Genomic DNA, 13,185 nt, shown 5'->3' on the forward strand with positions numbered 1-13,185 from the left:
TCTCGGTGTAGCCGCGGACGGCTCAGCGGCCCGGGGCGTCCGCATCGTCGAGCACCGTCGAGTCGTGCCTCGTCGTACGAAACCGCTGCTGGTAGGCGCGGGGCGACACCCCCACCCGGGCAAGGAACACCCGGCGCAGCGTCTCCGGGCTGCCAATGCCGACCTGTTGGGCGCAGGCGGTGACCGACTGACCCGCGTGCAACAGACGGATGGCCGCGTCCACCCGCACGCTCTCCACGTACTTTCCGGGGCTGCTGCCCAGTTCCTGCCGGAACATCCGAGAGAGGTGACGCGGGCTGACATGCGCCCGGGCGGCGAGGGCGTTCACCGAGTGGTCGTCGGCCGGGTCGGCTGCCACCGCGTCGGTCACCTGCCGCAGCACGGGAGTGCGGGGCCGAGGCAGGACCAGTGACGGCGAGAACTGCGACTGGCCACCGGGCCGCTGGAGGAACACCACGAGCGATTGCGCGACCGACCGGGCAGTCTCCGCACCGTGGTCGCGCTCCACGAGGGCCAGCGCGAGATCGATTCCCGCGGATACGCCGGCGGATGTGAAGATCGCCCCGTCCTCCACGAAGATCGCATCCGGCTCGACGGTGACCTGCGGAAACGCGGCGGCGAGCAACCGGGCGTGCTGCCAGTGCGTCGTCGCGCGCCGACCGTCCAGCAGGCCGGCGGCAGCCAGGACGAACGCACCGGTGCAGACCGAGGCGGTACGAGCGGCACGGCGCGACAGCGTTGCCGCGGCGGCTTTGAGTTCGGGACTGATCGGGCTCACCGGCAGGACGTCGCCGCCGACCACGAGGGCGGTCCCGACGTCGGTCGCCGAGTCGACGGCGCCATCCACGGGCACGCGCATTCCCGTCGAGGCACGGACGGCGGCACCATCGCTGGAGCGCACCTCCAACTCGTACCGCGCGCCGAACTTGGCGGCCTCCGCGAAGACCTCGAACGGTCCGGCGAGGTCCAGCAGCTTCATCCCGTCGAAGACGAGGGCCGTGACCCGATGCGCCTCTGCCGCCCGGCTTCCCACAACGTCCGCTCCCTTCGTGCTGTCCCGATCTGAGGGAAGCATGGCAGAAAGGACAGGGCGTTCGGCGGCCCGACCGAGTGATGCTGGACGCATCGGAGCCCGGCCGGGCTCCCGGACCGACAGGACAACCATGAGCCAGACGATCGCCGGCATCGAGATTCCCGACTCACGACTCGCCACCGACGCCACCGAACTGGTTCGCCAGGCCACCGACGACCTGCTGTTCCATCACTCCCGGCGGGTCTTCGTCTTCGGCTCGCTCCAGGGTCGGCGGCTCGGTCTGAAGGCCGATCCCGAGCTGCTCTACGTGGGGGCGATGTTCCACGACCTCGGGCTGACCGAACGCTACCGCCGCGACGATCAGCGCTTCGAGCTCGACGGCGCCGACGAGGCACGCCGCTTCCTCCGATCGAACGGCATCGGCGAACACGAGGCGCGGCTCGTGTGGGAAGCGATCGCCCTGCACACCACGCCCGAGGTGCCGTACCGCCTGGAGCCCGAGGTCGCCCTCGTCACCGCGGGTGTCGAGACGGACGTGCTCGGGATCGGCTACCGCGAGTTGTCGCCCGCCGACATCGCGGCGGTTACCGCGGCGCACCCGCGGCCAAACTTCAAGCGGGCCATCGTCGACGCGTTCGCGGAGGGTTTCCGGCACCGGCCGGACACCACCTTCGGCACCGTCAACGGCGACGTTCTGGAGCACCGGGTGCCCGGCTACCGCCACATCGACTTCGTTCGGATCATCGAGGATTCCGCCTGGCCCGAGTGAGGCCCCTACAACTCCGGGTGGCCGAAGAGTCCCGGTAGTCCACCGCTGTGCAGAAAGACGACCTTGTCGCCGTGCGGGAAGCTGCCGGCCAGCAGCGCCGCCATCGCCCGACCGGTGTACGTCGGGTCCAGGAAGACTCCCTCCGTACGCGCTGTCGTCTCCAGCGCCGCACGGGAGGCGTCGGTCAACGTGCGGTACCCCGCACCCACCTGGGAGCCGTCGATGCGCAGAGCGCCCGGCTCGGCCTCGCCGGCGAGCAGCCCGGCGACGGTCGCACGAGGGTCCGGCACGGCGCCGACATCCACGCCGATCACCCGTTCCGCGCCCAGTTCCCGCACCAGTCCGGCCATCGTTCCGCCAGAACCGAGCGCCACCACGACCTCGGTCCCGTCGATGTCCGGCACCTGGGCGCGCAGTTCCCGGCCGCAATCCACATAACCCTGGGCCGACGCGGACGAGGTGCCGCCGAACGGAATGACGTACGCCGATCGGCGCTGGGCCTCGACCGCCACCACCTCGGCGAGCGGGCTGTCCCCGGCCCAGACGATCTCCGCACCGGCAAGCCCGTCGAGGAGCAGGTTGCCACGCTGGGTCTCCGGGGGCGGGCCGGCGAGCACCAGCACGCAGGAGAGACCGAGTCGCGCGGCGGCGGCAGCGGTGAGCCGCGCGTGGTTGCTCTGCGGCGCCCCTGAGGTGATCACCGTGGTCGCGCCGAGGGCGATCGCCTCGGAGCAGGTGTACTGCAGTTTGCGGATCTTGTTGCCGCCTCCGCCGAGGCCGTTGAGGTCATCGCGCTTGAACCAGAGCTCGGCCAGCCCGAGCCGGGCGGCGAGCCGGGGCGCGGCCTCCAGTGGTGTCGGCCAGGTTCCGAGGGAAACGGGGGTGATCATCGGTCCAGCTAACCACTCCGCGGCCCCTCGGCGACGGTACGGCGCGAGTCTCAGCGCTTGCGGCCCACCCCGCCGAAGGCGTCGATGTCGGCAGGCGTGTCGACCGCGTCGTCGGGTCGCCACTGCGGGCACGGCACGACACCGGGCTCCACCAGCTCCAGACCATCGAAGAAGCCGGCGATCTGGTCCGGCGAGCGGAGCGTGTACGGGATGGCCCCGCTGTCGTTGTAGTCGTCCTGCGCCTGCTGCATCTCGGCGCTGATCAGGCTCGTGCCGTCGTTGAGTGAGAGGTAACTGCCGCTCGGCAACGACGCCAGCAACTGCCGCGTGATCGAACGGGCCGTCTCGTAGTCGGGAACGTGGCCCATGACGCCACTGAGGATGAGGCCGACCGGCTGCTGGAAGTCGAGGGTCTTGCCGGCCTCGGCGATGACAGCGGCAGGGTCGTGCAGGTCACCGTCGATATAGGCGGTCCTGCCGTCGGCCGTGCCGACCAGCAGCGCACGGGCGTGGGCCAGCACCAGTGGGTCGCTGTCGACGTAGACGATCCGCGCGTCCGGCACGATCCGCTGCGCCACCTCATGGGTGTTGTTGGCCGTGGGCAGCCCGGTGCCGACGTTGAGGAACTGGCGGACACCGGCCTCACCGGCGAGGAACCCGATCGAGCGGACCAGGAACTGCCGGGAGGCCCGGGCGACGTCGACGACGCCGGGGAAGACCTGCCGGTACTGATCGCCGGCCTCGCGGTCGACCGCGAAGTTGTCCTTGCCGCCGAGCCAGTAGTTCCAGATCCGCGCCGAATGCGGCACCGACGTGTCGATCTTCTGCTCCGCGTCGACCTCGCCAGCCTCGGATCGGCCGGTCGCCTGCGATTCCGTGGTCACGACAAACCCTCTTTCGACCGCCTGCGCGATGTTGTCGCGGGGACAGCCCTGTCGAGGATGTGGCCGCCCGTGACGTGCCACGGTATAGAAGGCGGAGAATCCGCGCCACCCCGATGCGGAGCCGGGTGACGATTCGTGGAGCGACGCACCGACATCCACTCCGGTAGGTGGTGGAGGCCCCTCCAGCCGTCCAGCCGATGAAACCGGATCGGGTCGGGTCCGTAGGATCGGGCGATGGACCCTGCGGCAGGGCCGCTGGCGATGCGGTACGGAGTGCTCGGGCCGGTCGAGGTGTGGTCTTCCGCCGGGGAGCGGCTGGCCCTCGGCCCGCCGATGCAGGTGCGCCTGCTGGCCATCCTGCTGTCGCAGCCCGACGCCTCCTGGTCCATCGACCAACTCGTCGACGAGCTGTGGCAGGGACGCCCGCCGAAGACCGCGGCCGGCAACGTGAAGACCTACGTCTGGGCGCTACGACGGGTGTTGCGGTCCCCCGGCGTCTCCGACCCCGCCATCCTCGCGGACGCCACCGGCTATCGCCTCGTCCTCGACGCGCAGGCGTTGGACAGCCTGGCCTTCGACGACCTGACCCAGCGTGGGTATCACGCGTTGCGGCAGGACCTCTGGTCGGATGCTCTGCGGGCGTTCGAGGCGGCGCTGGCGCTGTGGCGTGGTGAGCCGTTTGCGGGCCTCCCCGGTCGGGGGGTGTTGCTCTCCGTCCGGGCGCGACTTGAGCAGCAGCGGTCGAGTCTGCTGGAGGAGGTCGCGGATCTCCATCTGCGCGCCGGTCGGCACAATGAGCTGATCGAGCCGCTCCGGACCCAGATCGACGGGGATCCGTTACGTGAGCGCCCGTGGGGGCAGCTGATGGTGGCTCTGGCCCGCGCCGGGCGGCGGGCCGATGCGCTGGCGACGTACCGGCAGCTGCACCGACAACTCTCCGACGAGGTGGGCGTCGAGCCCGGTCCCGATCTCCAACAGCTGCACACCCGGATCCTGCGGTCCGATCGAGAGTTGTCGACATCCGGGGCGCGGCCACCGGAGAAGCCCACGCCACGAATCGTTCCCCGGCAGTTGCCGGCCCCGCCGGCGTTGTTCACGGGCCGGACCCACGAGCTGGCCCGGCTCACGACGCTGCTGCTCGGCGACAGCGGACGGGCCGGCACCGTCGTCGTCACCGGCACCGGTGGCGTCGGCAAGACCTGGCTGGCGCTGCGCTGGGCACACGACAGCCTGCACCACTTCCCCGACGGGCAACTCCACGTCGACCTGGGCGGTTTCGGCACCGCGACACAGGAAGCCGCACCGTCGACCGTCGTCGTACGCTCGCTGCTGCCCGCCCTGGGTGTGAAGCCCCTGGAGATTCCCGCCGAACCGGCAGCCCAGTTCGCCCTCTACCGCAGCCTCACCGCGGATCGACGGCTGCTCGTGCTGCTCGACAACGCGCGCGACGCCGAACAGGTGCGGCCGCTGCTGCCCGGGTCGGCGCGGTGTGGCGTAATCGTGACCAGTCGCCACACGCTGCCCGGCCTGGTCGCCGCCGACGGTGCCCATGCTGTCGCACTGGACCTGCCCAGCACCGCCGAGGCACGCCAACTGCTCGTCAGCCGCCTGGGTGCGCAGCGGGCAGCCGCCCAGCCGGCCGCGGTGGACGAGCTGATCAGCCGTACCGCGCGGTTGCCCCTCGCCCTGTCCATCGTGGCCGCGCGAGCCGCGGCCCGGCCCACGTTCCCACTCCAGGCCATCGCGGACGATCTGGCGGTGAGCCGGGGCGGGCTCGCCGCCCTGGCCACCGACGACGCCGCCACCGACCTGCGCACGGTGCTCTCCTGGTCGTACCGTCTGCTCAGCGCGGACGCGGCCTGGTTGTTCCGGCAGCTCAGCCTGCATCCCGCCGGCGACGTCAGTGCGGCGGCGGCAGCCAGCCTCGCCGGGTCGCCGGCGCACCTGATCCGGCCGGCGCTCGACGAGTTGACCCGGGCGAACCTGCTGGCCGAGCAGTCCCCCAACCGCTTCCGGTGTCACGATCTGCTCCGGGCCTACGGGGAGGAGTTGACGGACGCACACGACTCCGCGGCCGACCGCAGAGCCGTCCGGAAGCGGGTGCTCGACCACTACCTGTGTGCCGCCGGTGCAGCGGCGAGGCTGGTCGACACCGGCCACCAGACGATCGATCCGTTGCCTCTGACCGCTGACGCGGCACAACCGGCGTTCGCCGATCACCGGTCCGCGCTGGCCTGGTTCACCATCGAACAGCGGGTGCTGCTGGCCGCTGTCGACGATGCGGTCGCCCACGGCTTCGACGCCCACGCGGTGCAGTTCGCCCAGACCCTCACCCCCTTGCTGAGCCGCATGTCGCAGTGGCACGACCTGGGCGCCGTCCAGGCCATCGCCGTCGCGGCCGCGCGTCGCCGCGCCGATCCGCGGGCCGAGGCGCTGGCACACCGGGACCTTGCGCTGGCGCACCTCCAGCTCCGCCGTTACGAGGCCGCCCGCCATCACCTGCGCAACGCGATGGCGCGCTACGACCAACTCGGCGACCGGCCGGGGCAGGCGAGCACACACCTGTACCTCGCCTGGGTGTACGACAGCGAGGGCAACCCCCGGGAGTCGCTGCCGCACGGCAGGTCGGCGCTGGCACTCTCCAACAGCAGCGACGATCGGCGCGGCGAAGCCGCGGCACTCAACACGCTCGGCTGGAGTTACGCCCGGCTGGACGAGCACGCACGCGCCATCGACTACTGCGAACGGGCGCTGGCACTCCAGGAGGAGGTCGAGGACCGGCTCGGCACTGCCCACACCTGGGACAGCCTCGGATTCGCCTATCACCGCCTCGGGGTGCACCCGACCGCCGTCGCCTGCTACCGGCGGGCTCTCCTGCTCTACTCCGACGCCGAGGACCAGTGCGGGAGGGCCGAGACGCTCGTCCGGCTCGGCGACGCCCACCAGGCGGTGGGCGACCACGACACCTCGACCGAACTGTGGCGAGAGGCGTGGACGATCCTCGACCGCATCGGTCATCCGGAGGCCGTCGAGTTGTCCGAGCGGCTCGCCGCGTACCGCTGAGCATCCCCTGCGGACCGTACCCGGACCGGCATGGATCCGACGTGGATCGAGCATCGGCACGCTGGACAGATGTTGACCACGAAGAGATCCACCTTCTGGCATCGCAGCGGGGCCCACCATCGACGCCGCCCGCTCCTCCGCCGCCTTCCGGCCGTCATCGCGGTCCTCGTCGCCCTGTCTCTCAACGCCCCACCGGCGTTCGCCGCCACCACGGCGACCGCGCCCGGCGGCACCGGGCCGGTCACCGGTTCGGTCGCCGGAAGCACCACCGGCGGGTGGAACGGCCGCATCGACTGGCGGGCGTGCTCGGACCAGGCCGACGATCCGGGTACGCGATGCGGCACCCTGCGCCTGCCCGTCGACTGGGCCCGACCGGGAGGGGAGACCTTCGAGCTGGCCCTGGCCCGCCGTCCCGCCGCCGACCCGGCCGCTCGCATCGGTGTCCTGGTCTTCAACCCCGGCGGCCCCGGCCTGTCCGGGGTGGACGTGGCGCTGACGGCCTCCAGCCAGCTCGGGCCGGACGTGCTGCGCCGCTTCGACATCGTCGGCTTCGATCCCCGGGGTACGGTCCGTAGCGCACCGGTGCGCTGCTCATCAGCGATGTTGGCCCGGCACCCCTCGCTGGCACCCGCCAACGCGGCCGAGTTCGAGCGACTCCGCACCTACAACCGCCAGTTGCGCGAGGACTGCCGGGCGCAGAGTGGCCCACTGTTCGACCACATCGACAGTGTGAGCGTCGCGCGTGACACGGACGCCATCCGGGCGGCACTCGGGGAGCGGCAGCTCAGCTTCTACGAGTGGTCCTACGGCACCCTGATCGGGCAGGCGTACGCCGAGCTGTATCCCGACCGCGTCCGCGCACTGGCCATGGACAGCGTGATGGACCACAGCCAGGGGGTCGAAGGGTACTTCCGCAGCGGGGCGGCCAGTAACGAGGCCCTGTTCCACGAGTTCGTGACCTGGTGCGACCGGACCCCGAGCTGCGCACTGCACGGACGTGACGTGCCGGCGCTGTACGACCGGCTGATGCGCCGTGCCGATGCCGGCACGTTGGTCGACGCGGGCACCGGCGCCACGCTGACCTGGTTCGAGCTTGGGTTCGCGACATTCGTCAACTTCTTCGACTCGACCTGGGCCGACCTCGCGAACATGCTTCTCGCGTTGGAGCGGGGCGAGGCCGCTGATCCCCCGCTGGCGTCTCCGATGGTGTCGGTCGACGGCGACGAGGAGCTGACCGAGTACGCCCTACCCGCGTTCTGCCAGGACTGGTCGCTGCCGGTCAACGGGTTCGCCGAGTGGAACCGGTACCTGGAGCTGTCCCGTGCCGCGGCACCGCACCTGCGGGCCTCCCCGCTGGTCGTCCGCTTCGCCGCGATCTGCCTGGGCTGGACGGCGGTCAACCCGCAGCATTCGCTGCGGGTGCGGACGAGCACCCCGGTGCTGTTGCTCAACGGTCGCTACGACCCGGCCACCCCGTACGACGGGGCACAGCGGGTGGCGCGCCAACTCGGCACGCATGGCCGCCTCCTCACCTACGAGGGGTCCGGCCACGCCAGCTACCCACGCACGGAGTGCACCCGCAGTAGCGTCGACCGTTACCTTGTCGATCGAGTCTTGCCGCCGGCCGGCGCGAGCTGCCCGTCCGCCCCGGTCTGAGCCATCGTCTCGTCCGGACGAGCGTCGACGACAACGTGACACCCGGGTCGGCGCCGAGGCTGAGGGCCTCGGCGCCGACCCGGCGTTCGCTGGCGGATCGTCTGCGTGGGCTTCAGGTGCAGCGCCACACCAGTGGTCGGTACCCCTGGTTCTCGTACACCGCACCGACGACGGTCAGGCCGTCGTCACTGATCCCATTGGCCGTGTACGTGCCCGCCTCGGTCGCTCGGACGTCGGGCCGGCCCGGCAACCTGCGGGATGTGCCGTCCGGGGAGACGACGAGCGGCGCACCGTCGCCGACCAGCACGTCACCGTTGCCGGCGATCCCGGCCGCCCCGGGAAACGGCAGCAGGCTCGCCGCCCCGGTCGTGAGCTCCCACCGCACCGGCAGCATCTGCACGGCACCGCCCTTGTCGGCACCGGGGACCATGCCGACAGCCCAGTTGCCGTGCGCCGAGTCGACCGAGGCGTGCGGGTAGCCGTCGGGCAACGCGAGGGCCTTCCCCGTCCCCTGCGGCGTCCACCGGTAGGGCAGTTGGCCCATCGTGCCGACGACCGTGCCGTCCTCGGTGATCCCGGTCGCGGTGGATCCCGCCTGGCCGATCAACCGGTACTCCTGCGGGTGGTTCACCGACCACAGCACGGCGTGGTGCGAGTCGTTGGCACCCCTGGCCGTGCCGGCGATGTCGCCTCGGCCATTGACCGCGTGCACGAGGACCGCGTCGTAGCCGGGCGGGGTGGCCAGGAGACGCAGCGTCCCATTCCGGTAGACCCAGCCGGTGCCGTCGCCGTTGGTGCCGATCACGTACCCGTCCGCGTTGACCGCGTTCCCATGCCGCACGGCGGCCGGCAGGACAGTTGCCTGGCCGTCGGTCCAGAGCACGACCCGTCCGTCCTCGTTGCCGGTACCGATCTCACCGACGATGTGTCGCCCGGTGGGGTCGACGCCGATCGCCACCGCGACCGGTCCGTGGATCGGCTGCGGCAGCCACGACGCCTCGCAGGTGAGCGACGCAGCCGGGGCGGTCGACGTGCTCACGGTCGGTGATGCCGCGAGGGCCGGCGCTGCCGGAGCGGGCTCTCTGGCGACCCCGCCGAACTGGACGGCGCCCACGACGCCGAGCCCGGCCAGCACCGTCGCCGCGGCGGCACCGCTGGCGCGGCGGCGCTGTCGGCGACGCCGGCCGTCGCGGATCGCGCGGCCCACGTCGACTCCCGGCTCGGGAACCGGCGCCGAGCGCAGCAGTTCGGTGATTCGCTGGTCATCCAACAAGGTCATCTCGAATTCCTCCCGGCCATCTCGGTAACGGCGAGCACCTGGCGGATCGCCACCAGCGCACGAGCCGTCTGCGACTTCACGTTGCCTTCGGAGCAGCCCATCGCCGCAGCCGTGTCGGTCAGCGACAGATCACACAGAAACCGCAGGACAAGTACGGTTCGCTGGCCGCGGGGAAGATGGGCAAGCGCGGCGACCAGGCTGTCCCGCTCGGCCACCTCGTCGTGTGGCGTGACCGGCCGCTCCGGCTCCGGTGTCGACCCGAACAGCCGGACCTTCGCCCAGCTCAACCGCTTCTCGTCGACGAGCTTGTGGACCAGCATCCGGTGCACGTACGCGTCGACGTTGTCGGCCCGGCTGACCTTGCGCCAGTTCACGTACAGCGCGGTGATCGTCTGCTGCACGACGTCGTCGGCCAAATGGGCGTCGCCGCACATCAGGAACGCGGTCCGATGCAGGCTCGGCAGTCGCGCGGAGACGTACTCCACGAACTCCCGCTCGCCATCAATCATTGAGGCTCCCTCCTCCGCACCCTCGACGGGTCCGGACGACCGTCAGGTTGCGTCGACGCCGAGGTACGGCGGGGTGCCAGAGCAGCGCCGGTGACCGTAGCACCGCTGACCTGCCGGAGAACGTTCTGTCCTCGCCGTGGAGAGCAGGTTCCCCCCTGCGAGGGAGCGTCTTCCCCTGTCGGCGGGGGCCGCCCGCCGCGGCGCAGCGGAAGGATCAGGTGCATGACGACATCGGCATCGACCGCTCGTAGGAGCAGCCGGGGCCTGACGTACGCGGTGCTCGGCTGGGCTGTGGCATACGGGGGCGTGCGTCTGGCGTGGACCATCGGTGGAGCCCCGGAGTTCCGGCAGTTCGGGTCGGACCTGCTGGGGTTCACCGGCTGGTGGTCGGTGGCGTTGTGCGTGGCCGCGGGTGCGGTGGCGGTCGCCCTGGAGCGGGTGCCGGCGTGGCGGCCGGCGCTCGCAGGAGTCGCCTGGACGGTTGCCGGTGCGCTGGTCGCGGCGGCGGCGATCCTGCTGCCGGAGTTGGTGGGCTTCCTGTTCTTCACGGTCGGCCCGTACTTCGAACCGATTGCGTTCGCCAGCCGGCTCGGTTGTGTCACCGGAGCGATCCTGCTCGCCCTGGCCACAGCGCGGTATCAGCGACGTACCCGGGGTGGCTGTCCGGACTGCTGCCGGACAGTCACCCCGGGTACGCGACGCGCAGCACCCGCGCGGTGGGCGTGGTGGGCCGCGTACGCCGCGGTAGCCGGCCTCGTCACCCGCTTCGCGGCTCAGGTCGTGGTGGGCTTCGACGGTCTCACGCACGACGCATCCGTGATCGGGTTGGAGATCGGTCTGTTGCTGGCCGGGGTGCTGTTGCCGCTGGCACTCGTACACCGCTGGGGTGAGATCTGGCCGGGGTGGGTGCCGCTGCTCGCCGGCCGGACGATCCCTCGGCTGGTGTTGCTGGTGCCCGGCTTCGGGCTCGGGGCGGGCATCGTGGCCTACTTCGGCATGGGGATGGTGCAGTTGCTGTCCGGATCGGTCAGCCAGTTCTCCGACGCGTTCCTCTGGGTGGCGCTGTCGGCGTACTGCGTCCTGGGGCTCGGCCTCCTCGTGGGGTCGAGCGACTACCACCTGCGTACCCGCGCCGCGTGCACGGCCTGCGGCCGGTGACAGCGCCGATCATCCTGCGGCGTGCTCACCCTCTGAACACGCCTGCGCGGCCATGCGCACGGCCGCCGTCGCGGGAGCCTCAGCCACACGCTGGGGCTCCCGCTCGGCGGCGGGCAGATGGTCCTCGTAGGTCGTGCGGCGGTCAGTGTGAGTGGCGGGGCACGGCACTGCCGCTGCCACCGACGAGGAAGTCGAGGTCCGCGCCCTCGTCGGCCTGGAGCACGTGCTCGCTGTAGAGCCGCGTCCATCCCCGCTCGGCCACCACCGGTGGTGGCTGCCAGGCGGCGCGGCGTTCCGCGAGTTCCACGTCGCCGACCAGGAGCTCCAACTGCCGAGTCGGGACGTCGACCCGGACCAGGTCTCCGGTACGCACCAGTGCGAGCGGGCCGCCCACGGACGCCTCCGGAGCCACGTGCAGGATGCAGGTGCCATACCCGGTGCCACTCATCCGGGCGTCGGAGATCCGCACCATGTCGGTGATGCCGTCGGCGAGCAGCCGCCGCGGCATGGGCACGTTACCCACCTCCGGGAAGCCCGGGTAGCCGCGAGGACCGGCGTTTCGTACCACGATCACCGTGTCGGGTGTGACATCGAGGTCCGGATCGTCGGCCGCGACGACGTAGTCCTCGATCCGGTCGAAGACGAGCGCCGGGCCGGTGTGCTTGAGGAGGTGAGACGAGGCCGCGGAGACCTTCAGTACCGCCCCGGACGGCGCGAGTGACCCGCGCAGCACCACGGTGCCCGAACCGGCGGGTTGGAACGGTTCGGCGAAGGTGCCGATGACGTCCCGGTTCCAGCACTGGGCGCCGCTGATGTTGTCGGCCACACTGTTCCCGCTGACGGTGACGTGGTCCAGGTGCAGCAGCGGGGCGATCTCCTTCATCACCACCGGAACGCCGCCCGCGTAGGCGAAGTCCTCCATCAGGTACGCCCCGGACGGCATCAGGTTGACGAGCATGGGCACGTCGGCGGTGAGGGTGTCGAAGTCCTCCAGCGACAGCGGGACGCCGAGGCGTCCGGCAATCGCGAGCAGGTGTACGACGGCGTTGGTTGAGCCCCCGATCGCGGCGTTGACCCGGATGGCGTTCTCGAACGCATCCCGGGTCAACACCGTGGACAGTCGTTGGTCCTGTTCGACCATGGTGACGATCCGGCGGCCGGCGGCCTGCGCGAGCGCATACCTCCGCGAGTCGACCGCCGGTACGGCGGCCGCTCCCGGCAGTTGCACACCCAACGCCTCCGTCACGCAGGCCATCGTCGACGCGGTACCCATGGTCATGCAGTGACCCCGGCTGCGGGACATGCCGACCTCGGCCTCCGAGCAGTCCGCGGCGGTCATCCGACCGGCGCGCATCTCCTCGGTGAAGCGCCAGACGACGGTGCCAGACCCGATGTCCTGGCCACGGAACTTGCCGTTGAGCATCGGCCCGCCAGTGATCATCAGAGTCGGCAGGTCGACGCTCGCCGCGCCCATCAGCAGGCCCGGGGTGGTCTTGTCACAGCCGGAGAGCAGGACCACCCCGTCGAGCGGGTTGGCTCGGACCAGTTCCTCCAACTCCATCGCCAGCAGATTGCGGTAGAGCATGGTGGTGGGCCGCATGAGGGGCTCGCCCAGGCTCATCGCGGGGAACTCCAGCGGCAGGCCACCGCTCTCCCACACACCCCGCTTCACCGATTCGGCCAGGTCGCGCAGGTGGGCGTTGCAGGGTGTCAGCTCCGACCAGGTGGTGGCGATGCCGATCACCGGTCGCCCGTCGAAGACGTCGTCCGCGAACCCCTGATTGCGCATCCAGGACCGATGGATGAACCCGTTGCGGCCCTCCGCACCGAACCACTGCTCGCTGCGCAATGGCCGATTCGTCGTCGACATCAGCACACCTCTCTGTCACTCGTTCTGCCGCGGGGTGAGCGGCGATCAATATGCGCGTGGTGGATTGGCTGGTG

The 13,185-nt window shown here is 71.0% G+C and carries 10 protein-coding genes; 4 read left to right on the forward strand and 6 right to left on the reverse strand.

Translation table 11 applies throughout. The features are described 5' to 3' along the window. Nucleotides 1-22 precede the first annotated feature (22 nt). Complete coding sequence (locus JOD64_RS02465; protein WP_307813181.1) at nt 23-1,033, reverse strand: GlxA family transcriptional regulator; 1,011 nt, start codon at nt 1,031-1,033, stop codon at nt 23-25. A 130-nt stretch (nt 1,034-1,163) separates the two neighbouring features. Here JOD64_RS02465 and JOD64_RS02470 point away from each other — a divergent pair, with 130 nt between their 5' ends. Beyond that, nucleotides 1,164-1,802, forward strand: a complete 639-nt coding sequence (locus JOD64_RS02470) for an HD domain-containing protein (RefSeq protein WP_204940692.1) — start codon at nt 1,164-1,166, stop codon at nt 1,800-1,802. Nucleotides 1,803-1,807: 5 nt separating this feature from the next. On the opposite strand, the gene JOD64_RS02475 is transcribed toward JOD64_RS02470, so the two are convergent. Both JOD64_RS02475 and JOD64_RS02480 read right to left on the reverse strand, forming a co-directional pair. Continuing rightward, nucleotides 1,808-2,692, reverse strand: coding sequence for a pyridoxal-phosphate dependent enzyme (locus JOD64_RS02475; protein WP_204940693.1), 885 nt, complete (start codon nt 2,690-2,692; stop codon nt 1,808-1,810). Nucleotides 2,693-2,742: 50 nt separating this feature from the next. Beyond that, nucleotides 2,743-3,576, reverse strand: coding sequence for an SAM-dependent methyltransferase (locus tag JOD64_RS02480; protein WP_204940694.1), 834 nt, complete (start codon nt 3,574-3,576; stop codon nt 2,743-2,745). Nucleotides 3,577-3,810: 234 nt separating this feature from the next. On the opposite strand from JOD64_RS02480, the gene JOD64_RS02485 reads away from it, so the two are divergent. Together JOD64_RS02485 and JOD64_RS02490 are read left to right on the forward strand one after the other, a co-directional pair. Next, nucleotides 3,811-6,639: an AfsR/SARP family transcriptional regulator gene (locus JOD64_RS02485; protein WP_204940695.1), complete on the forward strand. Its 2,829-nt coding sequence runs from the start codon at nt 3,811-3,813 to the stop codon at nt 6,637-6,639. A 69-nt stretch (nt 6,640-6,708) separates the two neighbouring features. Next, on the forward strand, nt 6,709-8,295 hold the full coding sequence (locus tag JOD64_RS02490; protein WP_204940696.1) for an alpha/beta hydrolase: 1,587 nt from the start codon (nt 6,709-6,711) through the stop codon (nt 8,293-8,295). Nucleotides 8,296-8,407: 112 nt separating this feature from the next. On the opposite strand, the gene JOD64_RS02495 is transcribed toward JOD64_RS02490, so the two are convergent. Further along, nucleotides 8,408-9,574 (reverse strand): hypothetical protein, encoded by a 1,167-nt coding sequence (locus JOD64_RS02495; protein WP_204940697.1) that lies wholly within the window; start codon nt 9,572-9,574, stop codon nt 8,408-8,410. Beyond that, nucleotides 9,571-10,083 carry a SigE family RNA polymerase sigma factor gene (locus tag JOD64_RS02500; RefSeq protein ID WP_204940698.1) on the reverse strand — a complete coding sequence of 171 codons (513 nt, stop codon included), beginning with the start codon at nt 10,081-10,083 and terminating at the stop codon, nt 9,571-9,573. The genes JOD64_RS02495 and JOD64_RS02500 overlap by 4 nt, the downstream gene beginning before the upstream one ends. A 306-nt stretch (nt 10,084-10,389) precedes the next feature. Here JOD64_RS02500 and JOD64_RS02505 point away from each other — a divergent pair, with 306 nt between their 5' ends. Then, a complete protein-coding gene (locus JOD64_RS02505; protein ID WP_204940699.1) occupies nt 10,390-11,241 on the forward strand; it encodes a hypothetical protein in 852 nt (283 codons plus the stop codon). A 142-nt stretch (nt 11,242-11,383) separates the two neighbouring features. Here JOD64_RS02505 and JOD64_RS02510 read toward each other — a convergent pair whose 3' ends face one another. Further along, nucleotides 11,384-13,111 (reverse strand): IlvD/Edd family dehydratase, encoded by a 1,728-nt coding sequence (locus tag JOD64_RS02510; protein WP_204940700.1) that lies wholly within the window; start codon nt 13,109-13,111, stop codon nt 11,384-11,386. Nucleotides 13,112-13,185: the final 74 nt, after the last annotated feature.

The organism is Micromonospora luteifusca (assembly GCF_016907275.1).
GTDB classification, from domain to species: Bacteria; Actinomycetota; Actinomycetes; order Mycobacteriales; family Micromonosporaceae; genus Micromonospora; species Micromonospora luteifusca.